General features: G+C 72.3%; 19 protein-coding genes and 1 pseudogene. 9 read left to right on the plus strand and 11 right to left on the minus strand.

What is annotated here, in order from left to right:
• Positions 1-105 precede the first annotated feature (105 nt).
• Positions 106-1,347, plus strand: coding sequence for an MFS transporter (locus tag ACSHXC_RS09940; protein WP_438291233.1), 1,242 nt, complete (start codon positions 106-108; stop codon positions 1,345-1,347).
• Entirely contained in the window at positions 1,313-2,626 is a 1,314-nt protein-coding gene (locus ACSHXC_RS09945) for a D-arabinono-1,4-lactone oxidase (RefSeq protein WP_438291234.1), read from the plus strand. Before ACSHXC_RS09940 ends, ACSHXC_RS09945 begins: the two co-directional genes overlap by 35 nt.
• 5 nt (positions 2,627-2,631) lie before the next feature.
• Here ACSHXC_RS09945 and ACSHXC_RS09950 read toward each other — a convergent pair whose 3' ends face one another.
• Positions 2,632-3,594: a hypothetical protein gene (locus tag ACSHXC_RS09950; protein WP_438291235.1), complete on the minus strand. Its 963-nt coding sequence runs from the start codon at positions 3,592-3,594 to the stop codon at positions 2,632-2,634.
• Between the two features lie 499 nt (positions 3,595-4,093).
• Between ACSHXC_RS09950 and sepH the strand changes: the two genes are divergently transcribed.
• The gene (gene sepH / locus ACSHXC_RS09955) at positions 4,094-5,137 is read left to right on the plus strand and encodes a septation protein SepH (protein ID WP_398879972.1); all 1,044 of its coding nucleotides are present in this window, start codon (positions 4,094-4,096) and stop codon (positions 5,135-5,137) included.
• 268 nt (positions 5,138-5,405) lie between these two features.
• On the opposite strand, the gene ACSHXC_RS09960 is transcribed toward sepH, so the two are convergent.
• Positions 5,406-6,254, minus strand: coding sequence for a sulfurtransferase (locus ACSHXC_RS09960; RefSeq protein WP_438291236.1), 849 nt, complete (start codon positions 6,252-6,254; stop codon positions 5,406-5,408).
• Positions 6,255-6,465: 211 nt separating this feature from the next.
• Here ACSHXC_RS09960 and ACSHXC_RS09965 point away from each other — a divergent pair, with 211 nt between their 5' ends.
• The 3 genes from ACSHXC_RS09965 (at position 6,466) to ACSHXC_RS09975 (ending at position 8,821) form a co-directional block, all read left to right on the plus strand.
• A complete protein-coding gene (locus ACSHXC_RS09965; RefSeq protein WP_438291237.1) occupies positions 6,466-7,239 on the plus strand; it encodes a VOC family protein in 774 nt (257 codons plus the stop codon).
• A 195-nt stretch (positions 7,240-7,434) separates the two neighbouring features.
• On the plus strand, positions 7,435-8,133 hold the full coding sequence (locus ACSHXC_RS09970) for an IclR family transcriptional regulator (RefSeq protein ID WP_438291238.1): 699 nt from the start codon (positions 7,435-7,437) through the stop codon (positions 8,131-8,133).
• A 193-nt stretch (positions 8,134-8,326) separates the two neighbouring features.
• Positions 8,327-8,821, plus strand: a complete 495-nt coding sequence (locus ACSHXC_RS09975) for a helix-turn-helix domain-containing protein (RefSeq protein ID WP_438291239.1) — start codon at positions 8,327-8,329, stop codon at positions 8,819-8,821.
• On the opposite strand, the gene ACSHXC_RS09980 is transcribed toward ACSHXC_RS09975, so the two are convergent.
• The 5 genes from ACSHXC_RS09980 to ACSHXC_RS10000 all read right to left on the minus strand — a co-directional run bounded on the left by ACSHXC_RS09980 (position 8,784) and on the right by ACSHXC_RS10000 (position 14,050).
• Positions 8,784-9,344: a flavin reductase family protein gene (locus ACSHXC_RS09980; RefSeq protein WP_438291240.1), complete on the minus strand. Its 561-nt coding sequence runs from the start codon at positions 9,342-9,344 to the stop codon at positions 8,784-8,786. The two genes, ACSHXC_RS09975 and ACSHXC_RS09980, sit on opposite strands and share 38 nt — an antisense overlap.
• Entirely contained in the window at positions 9,334-11,535 is a 2,202-nt protein-coding gene (locus tag ACSHXC_RS09985) for a tetratricopeptide repeat protein (protein ID WP_438291241.1), read from the minus strand. The genes ACSHXC_RS09980 and ACSHXC_RS09985 overlap by 11 nt, the downstream gene beginning before the upstream one ends.
• Entirely contained in the window at positions 11,532-12,728 is a 1,197-nt protein-coding gene (locus ACSHXC_RS09990; protein ID WP_438291242.1) for a hypothetical protein, read from the minus strand. The genes ACSHXC_RS09985 and ACSHXC_RS09990 overlap by 4 nt, the downstream gene beginning before the upstream one ends.
• Positions 12,729-12,825: 97 nt before the next feature.
• On the minus strand, positions 12,826-12,951 hold the full coding sequence (locus ACSHXC_RS09995) for a hypothetical protein (protein WP_399493284.1): 126 nt from the start codon (positions 12,949-12,951) through the stop codon (positions 12,826-12,828).
• A 358-nt stretch (positions 12,952-13,309) separates the two neighbouring features.
• A complete protein-coding gene (locus ACSHXC_RS10000; protein ID WP_438291243.1) occupies positions 13,310-14,050 on the minus strand; it encodes an SDR family NAD(P)-dependent oxidoreductase in 741 nt (246 codons plus the stop codon).
• A gap of 88 nt (positions 14,051-14,138) precedes the next feature.
• Here ACSHXC_RS10000 and ACSHXC_RS10005 point away from each other — a divergent pair.
• Together ACSHXC_RS10005 and ACSHXC_RS10010 are read left to right on the plus strand one after the other, a co-directional pair.
• Positions 14,139-14,411: pseudogene (locus ACSHXC_RS10005) on the plus strand (sigma factor-like helix-turn-helix DNA-binding protein); the annotation flags it as partial.
• A gap of 38 nt (positions 14,412-14,449) precedes the next feature.
• Positions 14,450-14,731, plus strand: a complete 282-nt coding sequence (locus tag ACSHXC_RS10010; protein WP_438297105.1) for a hypothetical protein — start codon at positions 14,450-14,452, stop codon at positions 14,729-14,731.
• A 66-nt stretch (positions 14,732-14,797) separates the two neighbouring features.
• Here ACSHXC_RS10010 and ACSHXC_RS10015 read toward each other — a convergent pair whose 3' ends face one another.
• On the minus strand, positions 14,798-15,700 hold the full coding sequence (locus ACSHXC_RS10015; protein ID WP_438291244.1) for a LysR family transcriptional regulator: 903 nt from the start codon (positions 15,698-15,700) through the stop codon (positions 14,798-14,800).
• A gap of 109 nt (positions 15,701-15,809) precedes the next feature.
• On the opposite strand from ACSHXC_RS10015, the gene ACSHXC_RS10020 reads away from it, so the two are divergent.
• Positions 15,810-17,015 (plus strand): MFS transporter, encoded by a 1,206-nt coding sequence (locus tag ACSHXC_RS10020; protein ID WP_438291245.1) that lies wholly within the window; start codon positions 15,810-15,812, stop codon positions 17,013-17,015.
• Between the two features lie 24 nt (positions 17,016-17,039).
• Here the strand turns inward: ACSHXC_RS10020 and ACSHXC_RS10025 are convergent, their stop codons facing one another.
• Genes ACSHXC_RS10025 through ACSHXC_RS10035 form a run of 3 tightly spaced genes read right to left on the minus strand, consistent with a single transcriptional unit; the run spans position 17,040 to position 19,508 of the window.
• Positions 17,040-17,690 (minus strand): thymidine kinase, encoded by a 651-nt coding sequence (locus tag ACSHXC_RS10025; RefSeq protein ID WP_438291246.1) that lies wholly within the window; start codon positions 17,688-17,690, stop codon positions 17,040-17,042.
• 40 nt (positions 17,691-17,730) lie between these two features.
• Entirely contained in the window at positions 17,731-18,921 is a 1,191-nt protein-coding gene (locus ACSHXC_RS10030) for an alkaline phosphatase family protein (protein WP_438291248.1), read from the minus strand.
• The gene (locus ACSHXC_RS10035; RefSeq protein ID WP_053725537.1) at positions 18,921-19,508 is read right to left on the minus strand and encodes a DUF5998 family protein; all 588 of its coding nucleotides are present in this window, start codon (positions 19,506-19,508) and stop codon (positions 18,921-18,923) included. The genes ACSHXC_RS10030 and ACSHXC_RS10035 overlap by 1 nt, the downstream gene beginning before the upstream one ends.
• Positions 19,509-19,542 lie beyond the last annotated feature (34 nt).

A 19,542-nucleotide genomic window follows, 5' to 3' on the forward strand; every position in this document is an offset into this window, starting at 1 on the left:
GACCTTCGAGGAACGCGAGCCGGAAAAAGCGGTGCGCCGATCGAATTCAGCATCGTAAGCTTTAGGAATTAATTACACGCGTCACGCCGGATCCCGGAGCCCCCGTTGCCCAGTCCCTACCGCGCGATATTCGCCGCCCCCGGCACCAAGGGGTTCTCCGCCGCCGGCCTGCTCGGGCGGATGCCGCTGTCGATGATGGGCATCGGCGTCGTGACCATGGTGTCCCAGCTGACCGGCCGTTACGGCCTGGCCGGCGCGCTCTCGGCGACGCTCGCCATGTCGGCCGCCGTGGTCGGCCCCCAGATATCCCGGCTCGTGGACCGGCACGGCCAGCGGCGGGTGCTCCGCCCGGCCACCCTGGTCGCGGTCGCCGCCGTCGCCGGGCTGCTCCTCTGCGCCCAGCAGGGCGCGCCGGACTGGACCCTGTTCGTCTTCGCGGCGGGCGCCGGGTGCGTGCCGAGCGTCGGCTCGATGGTGCGGGCCCGCTGGGCCGCGATCTACCGCGGCGACGCCCAGAACCTGCACACGGCGTACTCGTGGGAGTCGATCGTCGACGAGCTGTGCTTCATCCTCGGGCCGATCCTGTCCATCGGGCTCTCCACCGCCTGGTTCGCCGAGGCGGGCCCGCTGATCGCCGCCTGCTTCCTGGTGGCCGGGGTCTTCGCGCTGACCGCCCAGCGTTCCACCGAACCCGTACCGCATCCGCACGAGCACCACAGCGGCCGTTCCGCGCTGAGCTCGCGCGGACTGAAGGTCCTGGTCGCCACGTTCGTCGCCACCGGCGCCGTCTTCGGCTCGGTCGACGTGGTCACCGTGGCCTTCGCGGACGAGCGCGGCCACAAGGCGATGGCGAGCCTGGTGCTCGCCGTGTACGCCCTCGGCTCGTGCCTCGCGGGAGCCGTGTTCGGGCTGCTGCGCCTCAAGGGTGCGGCGTCGAGCAGGTGGCTGGTGGGTGTCTGTGCGATGGCGGTGAGTATGATCCCGCTCCAACTGGCCAGGAACCTGCCGTTCCTTGCCGTGGCGCTCTTTGTCGCGGGCCTGTCCATCGCACCGACGATGGTGACGACGATGGCCCTCGTCGAACAGCACGTACCGCGCAGCAAGCTCACCGAGGGCATGACCTGGACCAGTACCGGGCTCGCGGTCGGTGTGGCCCTCGGCTCCTCCGCCGCAGGTTGGGTGGTGGACGCGGCGGGAGCGCAGGCGGGGTACCTGGTGTCCGGCGTGTCGGGAACGCTCGCGGTGGTGGTGGCGTTCCTGGGGTACCGCCGGCTTCGCAGGCCGGTGACGCATCGGGAGGGGCTCGAAGCAGATGAGCGGAGCGAACGGCAGCAGCACCTGGCGTAACTGGGCGGGGAACATCACCGCGCGGCCGGCGCGGGACGTGTCCCCGGCCTCCGCGGCCGAACTCGCCGAGGCCGTGCGCCGGGCCGCCGAGGACGGTCTGACGGTGAAGGCGGTCGGCACCGGCCACTCCTTCACCGCGGCCGCCGCCACCGACGGCGTGCTGATACGTCCCGACCTGCTGACCGGCATCCGCGAGATCGACCGCGCCGCGATGACCGTCACGGTGGAGGCCGGCACCCCCCTGAAGCGGCTGAACGCGGCGCTCGCCAGGGAGGGCCTGTCGCTCACGAACATGGGCGACATCATGGAGCAGACGGTGGCGGGTGCGACGAGCACCGGAACGCACGGCACCGGGCGGGACTCCGCCTCGATCGCCGCCCAGATCAAGGGACTTGAGCTGGTCACGGCCGACGGCTCGCTGCTCACCTGCTCCGAGAAGGAGAATCCGGACGTCTTCGCGGCGGCCCGGATCGGGCTCGGCGCGCTCGGCGTCGTCACCGCGATCACCTTCGCCGTGGAGCCGGTCTTCCTGCTCACGGCCCGCGAGGAGCCGATGGCCTTCGACAAGGTCACCGCCGAGTTCGACGCGCTCTTCGCGGAGAACGAGCACTTCGAGTTCTACTGGTTCCCGCACACCGGCAACTGCAACACCAAGCGCAACAACCGCAGCGCGGGTCCCGCCGCCCCGCCCGGCAGGCTGAGCGGCTGGATGGAGGACGAGTTCATGTCCAACGGGCTCTTCCAGGTGGTGTGTTCGCTCGGCCGGGCCGTGCCCGCCACGATCCCGTCGATCGCCAAGGTCTCCAGCCGGGCGCTGTCCGCCCGCACGTACACCGACATTCCGTACAAGGTCTTCACAAGCCCGCGCCGGGTGCGGTTCGTGGAGATGGAGTACGCACTGCCGCGCGAGGCCGTGGTCGGGGCGCTGCGTGAGGTGAAGGCCCTGGTGGAGCGCTCGCCGCTGCGGATCAGCTTCCCGGTGGAGGTCCGCACCGCACCCGCCGACGACATCGCGCTCTCCACGGCGTCGGGGCGCGAGACCGCCTACATAGCCGTGCACATGTACAAGGGCACGCCCTACCAGGCGTACTTCACCGCGGTCGAGCGGATCATGACCGCGCACGCGGGCCGGCCGCACTGGGGCAAGGTGCACACGCGTGACGCGGCCTACTTCGCGGAGGCCTACCCGCGCTTCGCCGAGTTCACCGCGCTGCGCGACCGGCTCGACCCGGAGCGCCGCTTCGCCAACGCCTATCTGCGGCGCGTGCTCGGCGAGTGAGCCTCCTACGGGGTGGGGCTGCCGCCGGTCCGCGCCTCCGGGGTGCTCTGCCCACCGGAACCGCTCCCGGATCCGGAGCTCTGGGACGTGGACGGCGTGGGTGTCGGGGCCGGCGTCGTACCGCCCGAGCCGGAACCGGATCCGGACCCCGAACCCGAGCCCGAATCCGTGGACTTGGAGGGGGAGGGCGTCGGCGAGGGGCCGGTCGTCGACGAGTCCCCTCCGGTCGTGCCACTGCCGCCGGTGCGCGGAGTCGACGAACCGCCGGTGCCGGGCGAGTGCTTGTGGTCGTCGCCGGTGTCCGAGGGCGCGGGCGGCTTCTCCTGCTTCTTGGAGCCGCCGGTGAGCACGGACGTGAGCGTGGTCCCGGTGCCGTTGCCGCCGACCTCACCGCCGGAGATCAGTTCGTACGCGGTGATGCCGCCCATCGACACCCCGAAGACGACGGCGGCCGCGAGCAGCGGCCGCTTCCATCCGCGCAGCCGGGTGCCGTGGACGGTCGCCTCGTTGAACTCCTTCGCGGGGCGGGCCGCGGACGACAGCAGCCGGGTCTCGTCGACGGACTTGAGCAGCTGGGTGCGGTCGGCGTCCGCCTGCGGCAGCATCGTCGTCCCGTCGAGCGACTTCAGCAGCTGGGTGCGGTCCGCGTCGGCCTGCGGCAGGACCGTGGTCTCGTCCTGCGCCCCCTTGCAGGGGGAGACCATGGGCACCTGGCGCGAGCCGGACTTGACCTGGACGGTGACCTCGCGCAGCTGCTCGCCGGTCCGCTTGAAGAAGTGCTGGAAGACGGTGCCGCCACAGGTGGCGACCACGCTCACGACACCGGCGCCGACGAACGTGCCGTACACGCCCAACTGGGAGGCGAGCACCGCGGCGGTGACCGCGGCGAGCGCGCTGCCCGCGACTTGAGGCACGCTCAGGTCGATGCGCTTCTTCTCTTCGGTTCCGGTGTCCGGCTTGTCGCCCATCGCCAGCCTCTGTTCGCCCTTCTGGTCCGTCTTGCACAGAGAAAGGACATTTGAGCGAAAGGAATAGTTCCGTTTCCGTGGATTGTGTGAAGCAGGACACGTACGGATCACTCGCCAAGGCTTTACAACGGGTCCAACTCCCGTAGCCCGCGAGAAGTTCGGCGGCGCGCCGGTCCACCCCGGTGGCCCGAATGGAGTACTGTGGCGAGCCCTGGGCCCCGGGTCCCACACGGGTATCCGGGACTTACGGGAGGGGGCCGAACGCGGCACTCGAACCGGCGGCGCCGCGGCACCGCACGGACGCCTGCTGCACAGAGTGACCATCCCGGTCACTCTGCGTTGCGAAAAGGTAACCGTGCCATAACGGCGTTCCAGGGCCCATGCCCGACACGCCGGGCAACTCGGCAATGTTGTGGCAGGCTGCACCCGGGCAGGCCACACTCGACTAGCGGAAGCAGCGACGCACGTGACGTCGGCAGGCACCACCCGGGAGGTCCCCATGCCCGAACTGCGTGTCGTGGCCGTCTCCAACGACGGCACACGACTGGTGCTCAAGGCTGCGGACAGCACGGAGTACACGCTTCCGATCGACGAGCGGCTCCGGGCCGCTGTGCGCAACGACCGAGCCCGCCTCGGACAGATCGAGATCGAGGTGGAGAGCCATCTCCGCCCGCGCGACATCCAGGCGCGTATACGAGCCGGTGCCTCCGCCGAGGAGGTCGCCCAGCTCGCCGGCATTCCGGTCGACCGCGTACGCCGTTTCGAGGGCCCCGTCCTCGCCGAGCGCGCCTTCATGGCGGAGCGGGCGCGGAAGACTCCTGTGCGGCGCCCGGGCGAGAACACCGGTCCCCAGCTCGGCGAGGCCGTCCAGGAGCGGCTGCTGCTGCGCGGCGCCGACAAGGACAGCGTCCAGTGGGACTCCTGGCGCAGGGACGACGGCACCTGGGAAGTCCTGCTCGTGTACCTGGTCGCGGGCGAGCCGCACTCAGCGAGCTGGACCTATGACCCGCCGCGTCGGCTCGTGCAGGCCGTCGACGACGAGGCCCGCTCGCTCATCGGCGAGTCCGACGACACCATCACGACGGTTCCCGAGCCGAGCTTCCCGTTCGTGCCCCGGATCGCCCGGCTGCCCCGGGACCGGCCTCTGGACCGAGCCCTGGACCGGCAGTTGGAGCGTCCGACGCCGCCGCCCGAGCCGGTGGCGGACGAGAGCGACTCGCTGACCAGTCTGCTCGAAGCCGTGCCGAGCTTCCGCGGCGACATGGTCGTGCCCGAGCGTCCGACGGCTCCGCCCGAGCCGCCCGAGACCGAACCGGCCGCCGAGCCGGAGGTCGAGGAGCCGCCCGCGCCGGCCGCTTCGGCGGGTGCGGGTTCCGCTTACGCGGATGTTCTGATGCCGCGCACTGTGGCCGGCCACCGGGACCGGCTCACCGGGACCACCGATCGGCAGGCCGAGGCGGACGGGGTTCGGCCGGGGCGGCGGGCGGCTGTCCCGAGCTGGGACGAGATCGTGTTCGGGACGCGGCGGAAGAAGCAGGACTAAACGTTCTGCTGGGTTCGGCTTGCACGGCTCGTTGTTCGACTGCGGGCCGTTCGCGGCTGGTCGCTCCCCCAAGTTCTCGGCTTCTCCCCCAAGGCCTAAAGGGCCAGGGGGGACCCCCATGAACAGGGGGGGACCCCCATCGCGGCGGAGCCGCACATGTCACAGCCCCGCGCCCGTGAAGGCATGAAGGGGGCCCGCGCCATGCGTGCGGCCCCCGTTGAGGAACGCTCGGGCCCGCACCATGCGTGCGGGCCCCTTCTCCTACCTCCTACTGCGGGTCCGGGCCCACGGCCACCGGCCTCGACTCGTCCGCCGACCACTCCGACCATGAACCCGCGTACAACGCTGCCGGGATGCCCGCCACTGCCAGGGCCAGGACCTCGTGGGCGCCCGAGACTCCGGAGCCGCAGTACACGCCCACCTCGGTACCCGAGGCGCCCAGGGACTTGAAGCGGGCGGCCAGTTCGTCGGCGGGCAGGAAGCGGCCGTCCGGGGCCACGTTCTCGGTGGTGGGCGCCGAGTGGGCGCCCGGGATGTGTCCGCCGACCCGGTCGATGGGCTCCACTTCGCCGCGGTACCGCTCCCCCGCACGCGCGTCGAGCAGCAGTCCGGTACGGGCAAGGGCCGCCGCCGCGTCCGCGTCGAGGAGCTTGACGGCGCCCGGCTCCGGCCGGAAGTCGCCCTCGGCGGGGGCCGGGATCTCGGTGGAGAGCTCGCCCGTCCAGGCGGCCAGGCCGCCGTCCAGGACGCGGACGTCCTGGTGGCCCGTCCAGCGCAGCAGCCACCAGGCGCGGGCGGAGGCCCAGCCCTGCCCGCCGTCGTACACGACGACCGGCGTCCCGGCCGACACGCCCGCACGCCGCATGACCCGACCGAATTCGGCCACGTCCGGCAGCGGGTGGCGGCCGCCGGACCCGGGCGGACCGGCCAGTTCCGCGTCGAGGTCGACGAACACGGCGCCGGGCAGGTGCCCCGACTCGTACTCGGCCCGGCCGTCGAACGCGGGTGCGCCGGCCGCCTTCGCCGTGCTCAGCTGCCAGCGGATGTCGAGCAGCACCGGCGGTCGCGGCCCGGCCGTCTCGGCCGCGAGTTCGGGTGCGGAGATGATGGCATTCATGGACTCATCCTTGCGCAGAGTCCACCGGGAACGTAACGCCCAGGAATACGGATGAGCGACCCCAAAACGGGCATCCTCCTGCGGGAACGCGCCAAAAGCGGCGCGGCCGGGGCGCGCTGCGGCGCTGGTGGTGGAAGCATCGGCCCGGGTGCGCGGGTTCCCGAACCGCACCACCGAGCAGCAGTTTGGCGAGGCCGAGGAGAGAGTGACGATGACGCAGTCCGAGACCCGGCGCACACCTGGCACGCCTTGCTGGGTGAGTCTCATGGTGCACGGTCTGGCCGAGACCCAGGAGTTCTACCGGGCACTGTTCGGCTGGGAGTTCCGGCCGGGACCGAACCAGCTCGGCCCGTACGTCCGCGCGCTGCTCGACGGCAAGGAGGTCGCAGGAATCGGCCAGCTGCCGCCCGACCGGCATCTGCCGATCGCCTGGACGACCTATCTGGCGACCGACGACGCGGACGCGACGGCCGAGACGATCCGGCACTGCGGCGGCACCGTCGGCGTCGGCCCGCTGGACGCGGGCGAGGCGGGCCGGATGGCGATCGCCTCGGACCCGGTGGGCGCGGTGTTCGGCATCTGGCAGGCCGGTGCGCACGTCGGCTCCGCCGTCGCGGGCGCGCCCGGCACCCCCGCCTGGAACGAGCTGGTCACGCGCGAGACCTCGACGGTCGGCAAGTTCTACCAGGTGCTGTTCGGCTACGACGTGGAAGCCGTCGTGTCGGCCGACTTCGACTATGTGACGCTCCATCTGGAGGGCCGCCCGGTCGCCTCGCTGCACGGCGTGGGCAACGCCCTGCCGCGCGACAAGGGCGCGCACTGGATGACGTACTTCGAGGTCGCCGATGTCGACGAGGCCTCCGTGCGGGTCGCCGACCTGGGCGGGCACGTCCTTCAGCAACCGCACGAGGGCGCGAGCGGACGCCTCGCCACGGTCGCCGATCCCGAGGGGGCGGTGTTCACCCTCGTACGATCGAACGGATGAGTCCGACTCCCTTGTCCCGTACGTGAGTTGTAGCTGACCGAGCCGGGGCACGCACGCGGTCCACCTCGGCGTACACCAGACGTACCCATCGCTTCCTCGCGCCCTGTTCCGGCCTGCTCGGCCGACGTGCGCCTGCGGGACACTGGCCGCCGGGGGTAACGCATGGGGGATGCAGGACACTCGGGAGCCCGCAGCGTGCTGGAAGGCACCTTCGCGCTCCTCGCCGCGATGGAACAGCTCGGCCAGGCCGGCGTGACCCGGCTTGCCGCGGAGAGCGGACTGCCGAAGGCCACCGCCCACCGGCTGCTCCAGCAGCTGGCGGATCTCGGCGCGGTGGAGCGTCAGCAGCAGGGCCAGTACCGGATGGGCCCAAGGATGTTCCGGCTCGGGCAGGCCTGGCAGCCGTACCCCGGGCTCGGGGCGGCGGCGCGCGCCCCGCTGCGGCGGCTCGCGTCGGCGACCGGGGCGACGGTGACGGTCGCGGTGCTCTCGGAGGGCAGAACCCTGATCGCGCACGCCTCGCCCGGCGAGCTCGACGAACGGATGCCGGTGCGGGCGGGCGCGGTCTTTCCGTGGGCCACGGCCGCGGGCAAGCTCCTGGTGGCCGAGGCCCGGCCCAACGGCCTTTTCGGGCCGCTGCCGTCGGGCTGGCGGTGGGAGGCGGCCGCGATCCAGGAGCGGGGCCTCGCCTTCGACCGGCAGGAGCTCATCGAGGGGGTGAGCTGTGTGGCCGCCCCCGTCTTCGGGCCGCGGGGGCACCCCGTGGCGGCGGTGTGCGCGCTGGTCGATCCCGACGGCCCGCTCGAACGGTTCTCGGACGCGGTGCGGCACGCGGGGTGCGCCATCAGCGCCGGATTGCGGGCGGCGCGTTCCGCTGAGCGGAACCGGGCGTGACAGCGACAGGGCCCCGGGGCCAGGCTTCCAATCCGGCGGACCAGCCGCGAGACGAAGAGAGCCGAAGGGGGAAAGTGATGAGCGGGGGAAGCAAGTCACGGCGGTGGAACTTCCATGTTCTGGCGACCGTGGTGGTGTGGGTCGTGGCGCCCGAGGTGTGGGGCGGCCGCGACCGGTCGGGCAGGGGCGGCGCATGACGGCCGCGTCCGGTCCGGGTGGTCCGGCGGCGGGCGAACTGGCCCGGCTGCTGCGCCGCAAAAGGATCGAGACCGGACAGTCGATGCGGGTCCTGGCCCGCCGGATCGGCCTGTCCGCGCACAGCCCGATCTCCGACTACGAGCAGGGCAGGCGGCTGCCGCCGCCGGATCTGGAGAGGGCGCTGGAGGCGGCTCTCGAAATTCCCGGCGGCACGCTCGCCCGGCTGCGCCGCGAGGCGCTCGCCGAGCGGGCGGCGGCGATGCTGGACGGCGACTCGGGCGAGTCGGCGGAGCCCGGTGAGACGTACGCTCCGGCCGGGCCGGGTGAGGCGTCTGTGCGGGGCCACCGGAGGCCGCGGGCGCTTCTGCCGGTGGCGCCGGATGCCGGGCCCGGCGGCGGCACGGCACCGGGGCTCGGCTTCGCGCTGGGCGTCCCGGCCGCGCTCGCCGTGGTCATCCTGTGGGGAGCGGCGCGCCGCGCGGCGCGCTGAGTGCCTCGTGCGCGGCTGCCGGGGCGAGGGACCGGTAGCCGCGCGCGTGGTACACCAACGGAGCGTCGGCGGGCTGACTCTCCGACAGCACCAACGAGCCCTTCCCTGACGGGAGTTGAGCCTCCAGCACGCGTCCGACCACCATGCTGTGGTCGCCCGCCGGAATGATGTGTTCGTTCGCGCACAGCAGCCGGGCGAGCGAGCCCCGCACCGCCGGAAGGCCGCCGAAGGCGTCGAGCCCGGGTCCGGCGAACCGGTTCTCGCCCTTGGCGGCGAACCGGCGCGCCACGTCCTCCTGCCCGGCCGCGAGGACGCTCACGCACCACCGGCGGGCCGTGCGGAGCACCGGGTGGCAGGAGGCGGTGGCCGCCACGCAGAACAGCACGAGCGGCGGACGCAGCGAGAGCGAGCAGAGCGAGCTCACCGTCATTCCGTACGGCGCACCGTCCGGGTCCCGTACGGTGACGACGGCGACCGGGCCCGCGATCCGCGCCATGGCCGCCCGGAACGTGTCAGCGTCCATCGCGCCCACCCCCCACGCCCGCCGCGGTGAGCTCCTCCAGCATCTCCAGCGCCTCGGCCGGTTCCGCGTCCGGCGGGAGCAGGCCCTGGTCATGCAGGTGGAGAAGGCCGTTGAGGTCGTCGACCGCCCGCCGGGTCTCGCCGAGCCGGGTCAAGCACTCCGCGCGGCGGCACAGCAGCCCCGCGAGGTCCGCGCCGGGGAGCGCGAGCGCCCGGGTGAAGTCGGCCAGGGCCTGCTCCGTCTCCCCCGCGGCCAGCAGGGCGAAACCCCGGTTGTAGAGCACGTCCGGGTGCTCGCCGCCCAGCGCGAGGGCCGCCGTCAGATCGGCCACCGCGCCGTGCGGGTCGCCCTGCTCGAAGGTGAGCACCGCGCGGTCGGTCAGCGCCGGGACGCTCGTCGGGTCCCCGGCAAGGGCTCGGTCGTAGGCGTCGCGGGCCGACTCCGGCCGCCCCAGGGCCTGTTCGGCGAGTCCGGCCAGGCACAGCAGCCGGGAGTCGTCGCCGTGCAGGCCAAGACCGGCGTGCACGTCGGCGAGCGCTTCGCCCGGCCGGTCCGCCTCGATCAGCAGGGCGACGCGCGCGAGCCGGGTTCCCAGCTCGTCCGGCTCCAGTTCGAGAGCGCGGGCGAAATCGGCGAGCGCCCCCTCGACGTCCCCCACTTCGGCCCGTACGTCGCCCCGGTTGTGGAAGAGCTCGGGCATCGGCGCCGACACCTCGACGGCCCGGTCGTATCCGGCGAGCGCCCCCGCCAGATCGCCGCGCCTGCGGCAGAGGTTGGCGCGGTCCACGTGGTACTCGACGTAGTACGGGTCCCATGCGATGAGCTCGGTGAAGTCCGCGTACGCCTCATCCAGTCGGCCGAGCGCGTACCGCACCCGGGCGCGGTTGTGCAGGAGCTGGGAGCGGTGCACGACGTAACGGTCGGGCGGCAGTTCGCGCTCCAGGCGCTCGATGCCGCGCGCGGTGAGTTCGTGCGAGCGCTCCAGATCGCCCCGGTGCATCTCGACGAGGGCCAGCCCGTTGTCCTGGAAGACCTGGTAATAGGCGCCGAGCACCGGGTCGGGCTCCAGGGCGGCCAACGCCCTCGCGTTGTTCATGTGCTCCAGGGCCAGGTCGTGGTCCCTCGGCTCCAGGAAGCGGGTGTGCAGGACGGCGAGCGCGTAGCTGGTCGACATCTGCACCCGGGGTGTGGCGTACCTGCGGCGCAGCTCCCGGTAGAGGGCGACGCACTCGTCGAGGCGGCCGAGCGGCACCAGGGCGCTCGCGGCCTTGGCCGTGAAGTGGCAGTAGTCCTGGGCGTCGGCGTCCGGGTCGCACAGGGCGCGGCCGCGCATGCCGAGGTCGGCGGTCGCCTCCGAGTAGCCGATCGCCACGCAGAGTTCGAGGGCGGTGCGCAGGGCCCGGCGGCCCGCGCCGTGCGGATCGGCGCCCCGCTCGCGGTGGTTGGGGATCGCGCCGAGCAGCAGGCCGCGGTCGGGGCGGGCCTCCAGTTCGGCGGCGCGCTCGTCGTGCAGCGCGGCCCGCGCCGCGTCGGGGAGCGCGCGATAGGCCGCGTACGCCGCCGGGTCGTCACTGGTGCAGTCCGTCCAGACGTAGCCGCGGGCGTCCAGGGGCGGGCCGCCGGGAGACTGCCGCACCGGGACACGATCGGTGAACTCCCCCACCATAGAAGCGAGTTCATCGGTCAGCGGCCCCTCGGCTCCCGCGACCGCGACCCTCAGAACGCTCGGGTCGGCGCGCCTCACGAGCAGCGCCAGGAACTCCTGCTCGGTGGCGGAGGCCGCGTGCACGTCGTCGAACGCGAGGGTGAGCGGCGGCCCCTGGCGGTGGCGGGCGTGGGCGAGCAGGAAGTCGATGATCCCGTGGTGGGTGGCCCGGATCATGCGCTCGGCGAAGTACCGGGTGCGCTCCTCGTGCGGGGTGTCGTCGACCAGCGAGGGCGGCGGCGGGCCGACGCGGCCGGCCAGTTCGGGGACGATGTAGAGCAGGGTGGCCCGGTGCTCCTCGACCAGTTCCGGCCCCGCCTCCCAGGCCTCGGGCACGTAGCGGTGCAACAGCGCGGTGAGCGCCGTGCACGGGCCGCGCAGCCACTGGTGGCAGGTGGTGGTGAACTCGAAGGGGCCGGCGGCTTCCAGCGCGGCCCGGCGGTCGGCACTGCGGGCGCCGGTGATCCAAAGGTGGCGAGTGGTCATGACGGGACTCCACGGGAGGTACGGCGACGACGGAGGTGGACCCGCACGGTCAGCCAGGCCCAGAAGGCGATCTGCACGATGTTGAGCGCGGCGAACACCAGGCTGTCCCAGAACGGCAGTCCGCTGCCCGCCGAGGAGATCCCGTCCGCGAGCAGCCGTACGGTCTGCACGAAGAGCGGCACGAACACCAGCGGCGCCATGGCAAGGAGCACGGCCACCCCGACGGTGAAGAACGGGGCGTACCAGCGGGCGACGGCGAGATCGCGCTCGGTCCACTGGGACAGGTCGATGCGCGCCGGGCGCCCGATGACACGGCGCAGCCGGTTCAGGACGAGGGCGCGGGTGGCGGCATGCAGGTCGTGGCAGCCGAGCGCGGTGGCGAAGACGTAGTAGACGTCCGTCTCCAGGAACAGGAAGAGCTGGTAGCCGCAGCGGATCAGGATCGGGAACGCCATCGCGAGCAGCAGCCGCCCCGCCACCGGCTCCGCACCGTCGGACGCGCGCAGCGCGAAGGCGACGAGGCCGAGGGCGCTCACCACCACCAGGTCGACCAGCATTCCGGCGAGGAAGGGCAGATACCGCTTGCGGCGCTCGACGGTGAGCAGGCCGTTCATCCGGGTCTCGAAGACCACGATGTAGAGCCGCGTGCCCATGCCGAGTTCGCTGGGCAGCCCGAGCCGGCGTCCGGCCAGGACGTGGAACGCCTCGTGCAGGCCGACGAACGGCAACTGGCCGAAGACCACGACGAGTTGGACCAGGAGCAGCGAGTCGGTGTAGAAGACCTGGCCGGGGTGGGGCGCGAGATCGGGCGTGGTGGCGATGACGGCGAGCCAGGCGGCGACGAGCAGGGCGTAGCAGCAGAGCGCGGGGCGCGAGAACAGGACCTGGGCCAGGCGCTGGAAGCGGACGGGCCCGCCGGGCGCGGCCTCCTGGGCGTCGCCCTCCCCCCGCAGGAATCCGAGTTCGCCGAGGGTGTCGAGGAAGTCGGCCATGTCCAGCTGTTCCCCGTAGTGCTCGGCGTACCAGGTGGCGGCTTGCGCGGGCGTCTGGCCCTCGGTCATCCGCCGCAGGGCGGCGGCCCCGTCGGGCGGCAGTACGGCGAACGCGTCGGTGTCGGGCCGCCCCACCAGGACGCCTTCGCCGTCGGGAACGAAACTCAGGCGGTGGAAGGAGACAGGACTGTCGAGGAGCACGGGACGCCTCCCGGTAGGTGTACGGGATGGGGACGGGGCCCGCGCCCCCTGGTGAAGGCGCGGGCCCCGCTGCGCACACGTCGCTGGAGCGTGCCGGTCAGAAGGCGAAGATGTTGTAGTGCGTCTGGCACGGCGCGGTCAGGCGGATGGAACCGGTCTTGCGCACGACGATCTTCTTCATGGTGTCCTCCTTGAAGGGAGCCGTCCGCTGTGGCGGCGACAACCCAAGGAGTACACGGGCTTCGGTGGTCGTGGTGTTCGGGCGAACCCATGCCGAACACTTCCGTGCCGGGCGCCGGACGCCTGCCGAACACGCCCTGCGGCCGAAGCCCACCCGCCCCCGGAGGGTTTCGGGAAGGGGCGGGGTCTCCCGGGGTGTTGAGGGGAGCACACGCTCACCGCGCACCCCGCACCCCGCCAGCGCGGAAGCCATCCGCCCGGAGCGCGGCCACAGTTCCCGGTAGGTGAGCGAGGCCCCGGCCGGATCCCGGACCGCGCAGGCCTCGGGGCACTGCGCCACCCGCTCGGCGACGACGAGGGCCGGTCCCCGCCAAGGACCCGCCCTTTGCGGTGAATCGACCTCAGACCAGATGCCGTCCGCCGTCCACCATCAGCACGGATCCGGTGGTGTACGCGGCGTGCGCGAGGCCGAAGACCGCCTCGGCGACGTCCTCGGGCGAACCGACCCTGCGCAGCGGGGTGTTGGCGGTGATCCAGTCCCGCGAGCCCTCCCACACCTCGGGGGCCTCGTCGTACCACGGCGTGTCCACGAGCCCGGGCGCGACCGCGTTCACCCGGATCTCGGGGCCGAACGTCGCCCCGCACAGCCGGGTGAGGTGGTCGACGGCCGCCTTGCTGACGGCGTACGGGATCGAGCTGCCCATGGCCCGACTGCCCGACACGGACGAGATGTTGACGATCGAGCCGGACCCGGTGGCCTTGAGGTGCGGCTGGGCCGCCTTCATCATGTGCCAGGTTCCGATGACGTTGACGTCGAAGATCTCCCGCCAGACCGACTCGTCGACCGCCTCGGTGTCGTCGAGCGGGATGAACCGGGTGAGCCCGGCGTTGTTCACCAGGACGTCGAGCCGGCCGAACTCCTCGACGGTCGCCTCGACCAGGCGCCGGGCGTCCGCCGGGGCGGAGACGTCGCCCTGCACATAGACGGCCCGGGGCAGTTCGGCGGCCAGCGCTTCGCCGGCCTTGACGGACGTCGTCGAGTTGATGACCACGGACATTCCGGCATCGGCCATACGGCGGGCGACCGCGGCACCGATGCCCGATGACGAGCCGGTGATCAGGGCGACACGGGCGTCGTTCACGCATACCTCCACAGGACGAAAGCGGGGACAAGCGGGATGTTCCAAGCCAACCCGTCCGCATACGAAAGGGCCTTGACGCCCCCGCGACGTGATCCACAGGGTACCATCAAGCGGAATTCACTTTCCGCATTATGGAATTCAAGGTGATGGCGTCATCATCCCGGTCCAGCGGCCGAGCCGGTCCGGCAGCCGCGGACTGCTCGACGACGACCAGCAGGCCCTGATAGAAGCGCTGCGCTCACTCACCGCGCGCCGGCGGCAGACGATCGTCCTGAAGTACTGGCTCGACCTCAAGGAGACCGAGGTCGCCGACACGATGAGGATTTCCGTCGGTGCGGTGAAATCACACACCGCCCGCGGAATTGCCAAGCTGACGGAAGCGATGACGGGGGGTCTCCGGTGCGTGCTCACATGGAGGAGTTGCTGCGGGACGCACTCGAAAACGTCGCCTCCGCCGGGCCCGACGGATCACGGCAGTCCTACCGCAAGGAGCAGGCTCGTTGGCGGCGGCGCGAATACCGCCGCAGATGCGTCGTCGCTCTGCTGGTGTTCCTGATCGTCGGCGCCGTCCGCACCATCGGCCTGCTGGAACTCTCCGGGGCCTCGCCGGACAACCACGTCATCTTCTACAACGGCGACACCGGCACCACGGGCGGCGGCTCGCGGCCGCTCGGCCGATAGGTCCCGCGACGGGGAGAGCCGCGCGGCGCCCGTTTCGATGCGTCCCGTTGCAAGGGGCGCGGGCCGTCAGGCCGCCGCCCCGACGGTCTCACCGACCGCCAGTGCGAAGGCTTGTGCCGGGGCGGAGGGCCGCAGGCGGTGGCGGACGAGGCCCAGCTCGGAGTCGGGCAGGCCCCGCACCGGGACGAAGGCGAGGGAGTCGCGGCGCCCGTGGTAGTCGGCCGTGGACCGGCACAGCAGCATGGCGCCGCGGTCGGCCGCGGCCAGACTCAGCCCTTCCTGGAGCGTGTTGACGCTGGGGCCGGCCGGTACGGGGAGGCCACCGGGGGTCAGGCCGGGAGCCTGGGCCCGGCGCCAGTACTCCGGGGCGCTGCCGGCGATGCCGATGAGCCGGCAGTCGGCGAGTTCCTCGGCGGACAGCGAGTCCCGGGCGGCGAAGGGGTGCCGGACGGACACGGCGAGGGTCTGCGGATGCCGGGAGAAGACCGGGCCGAGGACGAGGTCGTCCTCGGCCACCGGCAGCAGCACCACCGCGCAGTCCACCTCCCGGCGGCGCAGCGGCCCGAAGGGGTCGCAGAGCGGGACCTCGACGAGGTGGATCGCGCAGTCCGGACACCGGTCCCCGAACCGTGCGATCGCCCGGTTGAGGCCGTCGTCGACGGTGCCCTGGAAGCCGATGCGCAACTCCCCTCCCATGCCTCGCGCGGCGGCCCGGGCCTCGTCGACCGCGGCGCGCAGGGCGTTGTACGCGGGGCGCAGGTCCGCGAGGAACTTCTCGCCCAGCGGGGTCAGGCGCACCCGGCGGCTGGTGCGTTCGACGAGCGGGGCGCCGATACGGCTCTCCAGGGAGCGCAGCAGCTGGCTGACCCGGCTCTGGGAGACGTACAGCCGCTCACCCGCCCGTCCGAAGTGCAACTCCTGGGCGAGCGCGAGGAACGACTCCAGCTCACGTATCTCGACACCGCTCATGGTTCCCTTTCCGCGCCGCCGCTCCGCGCGGCCGATCGAGTAGTCCCGCTTGTCGAAGGATGAGGGATCGGCCGTTGTTCCCGCAGGCCGGGACGGATTGGCTGATCACATGGCACAGACTGAGGAAACTGCGGGCACCACCGGGGTGCCGAAGCAGTCAACAACCCGCGGCCGGCTGGGCGTCGCGGCGGTCGCGAGCGCGACCTTCACGGTGGTGACGTCCGAGATGCTGCCCGTCGGCCTGCTGACGCCCATCGGGGACACGCTGAAGGTGACCGAGGGCACTGCCGGACTGACCCTGACCGTCACAGGCCTGGTCGGCGCGGTGTCGGCGCCGCTGCTGACACCGCTGTTGGGGCGGTTCGACCGGCGGACGGTGCTGTGTGCGCTGATGGCGGTCCTGACGGCAGGCAACCTGTGCGCCGCGTGGTCGCCGCACTTCGCGGTGATGGTGGCCGCCCGCGTGCTGGTCGGCGTCGGCATGGGCGGCGTCTGGACGATCGCGGCGGGCCTGGCGATACGTCTGGTGCCGCCGAAGTCGGTCGGCCCCGCAACGTCGTTGATCTTCAGCGGGATCGCGGTGGCCTCGGTGCTGGGCGTCCCGGCCGGTACCTACATCGGCGAACTGGCCGACTGGCGTACGGCGTTCGTGACCGTGGGCGCGCTGGCACTGGTCGTAATGATCGCCCTGGCAGTCCTGCTGCCGCGGCTGCCGGCCGAGCAGGATGTGCGGCTCGGCGGCGTGATGCGGCTCTTCGGCGAGGCGCGGGTGCGGACCGGACTGGCCGTGGTGGCACTGCTGGTCACCGGACACTTCGCCGCCTACACCTACGTACGCCCCGTGTTGGAGGAGGTCTCGGGGGCGGGCGCCGGGACGATCGGAACGCTGCTCCTTGTGTACGGAGTCGCGGGCGTGGCGGGCAACTTCGCGGCCGGTGCGGGCGCCGGGCGGGCGCCGCGCTCCACCTTGCTGGTGATCAGCGCGGTGCTCGCGGCCACGGTCGCGCTGGTGCCGATGCTCGGCGGCTCCGCCCTGACCGCCGGGGTGCTGCTCGCCGTCTGGGGACTGTCCTACGGCGGCGTGTCGGTCAGCACCCAGACCTGGCTGCTGGCTTCGGCTCCCCAGACGCGCGAGGCCGTCTCCGCGTTGTTCGTCGGCGTCTTCAACGGGGCGATCGCCCTGGGCGCGCTGACGGGAGGGCTGGCCTCGGACGGCGCCGGGGTCACCGCGGTGATGTGGCTGGGCGGCGGGCTCGCTGTCGCGGCCCTCGCGGTGACGGCGCTCGGCCAGGCCCCCTCGTCGGGGCGCCTCTGAGACCGGGCCGGCGTCGACGTCCGTTCAGGGCGCCGCGACGGGCAGCACGTCCGGGGACAGGGCCGCCGCGCGCGCCGAGGCGCTGGTCATCCGGCGGCGGTGGTGGCGCCGGCACAGGACCTCGTAGCCGATCTCGTCCTGCGACTGGTTGACGTCGCCGACGACGACCTGGGCACCCTCGACGACCATCTGGCCGCCTATCGTGCGGGCGTTGTGGGTGGCGCGGGCGCCGCACCAGCACAGCGCCTCGACCTGAAGCACCTCGACCCGGTCGGCGAGTTCGACGAGGCGCTGCGAGCCGGGGAACAGCTTGGAGCGGAAGTCGGTGGTGATGCCGAAGGCGAAGACGTCGAGTTCGAGGTCGTCGACGACCCGGGCGAGCTGGTCGATCTGCTCGGGCGCCAGGAACTGGGCTTCGTCCGCGATGACGTAGTCGCAGCGGCCGCCCTTGGAGAGGTGGGCGACGAGGTAGGCGTAGAAGTCGAAGCCGTCGGCGGCCTCGACCGCGTCGGTCACCAGGCCGAGCCGGGACGACAGCTTGCCCGAGCCGGCCCGGTCGTCGCGGGTGAAGATCATGCCCTGGAGGCCGCGCGCGGAGCGGTTGTGCTCGATCTGAAGAGCGAGGGTGCTCTTTCCGCAGTCCATCGTTCCGGAGAAGAACACCAGCTCGGGCATGGGAAGGTGACGGCCTTTCAGATCTGTGGAGGGAGGGTGGTTACGAGCGTACTTCGAGGAGCGGTACGAGCTGTTCCACCGGGGTCATCGAGCCGTGGTTGCCGACCATGAGGGACTCGTGGGGCTCGCGCTGCGAGGCGGTGATGACGACGTCGTCGTGGGCCGCGGCGACCACGTCGCCGATCCGCCCGTAGACCCGCTCGTCGATGCCCGGGCCGAACCAGCCCGCCTCGATCGCCTCGTCGCGGCTCGCGACCCAGAACTGCTCGCCGAGCACCTCGCGCCAGCAGGTCAGCACGTCCGAGGCGGCGCCCGGCACGGCGTACACATGGCGGGCCCGGCCCTCGCCGCCGAGCAGGGCGACGCCCGCGCGCAGCTCCCAGTCCTCGTCGAAGTCGATACGGGACTGCTCGTCGAAGGGGATGTCGATCATGCCGTGGTCGGCGGTGATGTACAGGGCCGCGCGCGGCGGGAGCTGTTCGGCCAGGCGCTGGGCGAGCCGGTCGACGTACATCAGCTGGCCGCGCCAGGCGTCCGAGTCGACACCGAAGCGGTGGCCCTTGCCGTCGACCTCGGAGTAGTACGTGTAGACCAACGACCGGTCCCCTGCGGCGAGTTGGGCCGCCGCGAGGTCCATGCGCTCCTCGCCGGAGAGCCGGCCGCGGAAGGTGCCGCCGCTGAGCGCGATCTTGGTGAGCGGAGTGTGCTCGAAGTCCGGCGAGGACACCTGCGCGGTGTGCACGCCGTCCTGGTCGGCGAGCTGGAAGACGGTGGGGTACGGCTGCCAGACGTGCGGGTCGGTCCACGGCTTCCAGCGGAGCTGGTTCATCAGCTCGCCGCTGTCGGGGTTGCGTGCGGTGTAGCCGGGCAGGCCGTGCTCGCCTGGGGCCAGGCCCGTGCCGACCGAGGCGAGCGAGGTCGCGGTGGTGGCGGGGAACCCTGCGGTCATGGGCCGGCCGGTGCCACCGCGCGAGGTGCCGAGCAGGGAGTGCAGATACGGGGCCTCGTCCGGGTGGGCCTTGATCTGCTCCCAGCCGAGGCCGTCGATCAGGAAGACGCAGTTGCGGTCGGCGGGGGTGAGCTCCGCGATCCGCTGCTCGAATCCGGGTACGCCCTGCCCGGCCACGAGGGTGGGCAGCAGATCGGCGAGCGATCCGGTGCCGTACTCGGGCACGGGGGCACTGGAGAGCGGCAGGATCTCGGGGTCGTCCGGCCAGGCGGGCAGCGCCATCAGCGGCCGGTCGCCGCGGTCGCCTCGGACAGCGCCTGGGCGAAGGCCAGCGTCTGGCGCACCGTGTCCGGGCCGTCACCGGCTTCGCTGACCCTGAGGCTCAGGTCGTCGGCGGTGGAGTTGCCGGTGTAGCCGTGGTCGGCGTCACAGTTGGGGTCGCCGCAGGCGGCGGGCTCCAGGTCGATCCGGGCGACCGCGCCCCAGCCGATGGTCAGGACGACCTCGCGGGGCAGGGTGCCGGGCGTGTACGACTCGGGGTTGGCCACGACGCGGCTCACCACGACCGACGAGATCCGGCCGAGCTTCACGGACTCCGTGGAGGTCGTCGCGTACGGCGTCGGGGAGCTGGTGTCGGCGTTCTGCTCGTCGGTGTGGCTGACGATGAAACGGTTGTCCGTGAGCACGAGGACCGTCACATGGCGGCGTACCTCATTGGCGTCGAACGTGGTCTCCTGGTGCACCAGGTACGACGCGATCGGCTCCCCGCCGACCGCGGCCTCCACCGCCTCGGCCACAAGGGCCGGGTAGTAGCCGCTGCGCTCGATCGCCGCGCGGAGCCCCTGGGTCGTCGTACCGGTCTTCGCCATGGGGTCCATCTTAAGCTGCCGCACGGGGCGGACG

Origin of the sequence: Streptomyces sp. HUAS TT7 (genome assembly GCF_051550175.1) — a bacterium.
In the GTDB taxonomy this organism is placed as follows: domain Bacteria; phylum Actinomycetota; class Actinomycetes; order Streptomycetales; family Streptomycetaceae; genus Streptomyces.

Excerpts from the sequence above, each read along its gene's own strand:
- ACSHXC_RS10025 (WP_438291246.1), bottom strand. The coding sequence starts at position 17,690 with ATGCCCGAGCTGGTGTTCTTCTCCGGAACGATGGACTGCGGAAAGAGC.
- ACSHXC_RS09980 (WP_438291240.1), bottom strand. The coding sequence starts at position 9,344 with ATGGACGCTGACACGTTCCGGGCGGCCATGGCGCGGATCGCGGGCCCG.
- ACSHXC_RS09985 (WP_438291241.1), bottom strand. The coding sequence starts at position 11,535 with ATGACCACTCGCCACCTTTGGATCACCGGCGCCCGCAGTGCCGACCGC.
- ACSHXC_RS10015 (WP_438291244.1), bottom strand. The coding sequence starts at position 15,700 with ATGAGCGGTGTCGAGATACGTGAGCTGGAGTCGTTCCTCGCGCTCGCC.
- ACSHXC_RS10020 (WP_438291245.1), top strand. The coding sequence starts at position 15,810 with ATGGCACAGACTGAGGAAACTGCGGGCACCACCGGGGTGCCGAAGCAG.
- ACSHXC_RS10030 (WP_438291248.1), bottom strand. The coding sequence starts at position 18,921 with ATGGCGCTGCCCGCCTGGCCGGACGACCCCGAGATCCTGCCGCTCTCC.
- ACSHXC_RS10035 (WP_053725537.1), bottom strand. The coding sequence starts at position 19,508 with ATGGCGAAGACCGGTACGACGACCCAGGGGCTCCGCGCGGCGATCGAG.
- sepH (WP_398879972.1), top strand. The coding sequence starts at position 4,094 with ATGCCCGAACTGCGTGTCGTGGCCGTCTCCAACGACGGCACACGACTG.
- ACSHXC_RS09960 (WP_438291236.1), bottom strand. The coding sequence starts at position 6,254 with ATGAATGCCATCATCTCCGCACCCGAACTCGCGGCCGAGACGGCCGGG.
- ACSHXC_RS09945 (WP_438291234.1), top strand. The coding sequence starts at position 1,313 with ATGAGCGGAGCGAACGGCAGCAGCACCTGGCGTAACTGGGCGGGGAAC.
- ACSHXC_RS09975 (WP_438291239.1), top strand. The coding sequence starts at position 8,327 with ATGACGGCCGCGTCCGGTCCGGGTGGTCCGGCGGCGGGCGAACTGGCC.
- ACSHXC_RS09965 (WP_438291237.1), top strand. The coding sequence starts at position 6,466 with ATGACGCAGTCCGAGACCCGGCGCACACCTGGCACGCCTTGCTGGGTG.
- ACSHXC_RS09950 (WP_438291235.1), bottom strand. The coding sequence starts at position 3,594 with ATGGGCGACAAGCCGGACACCGGAACCGAAGAGAAGAAGCGCATCGAC.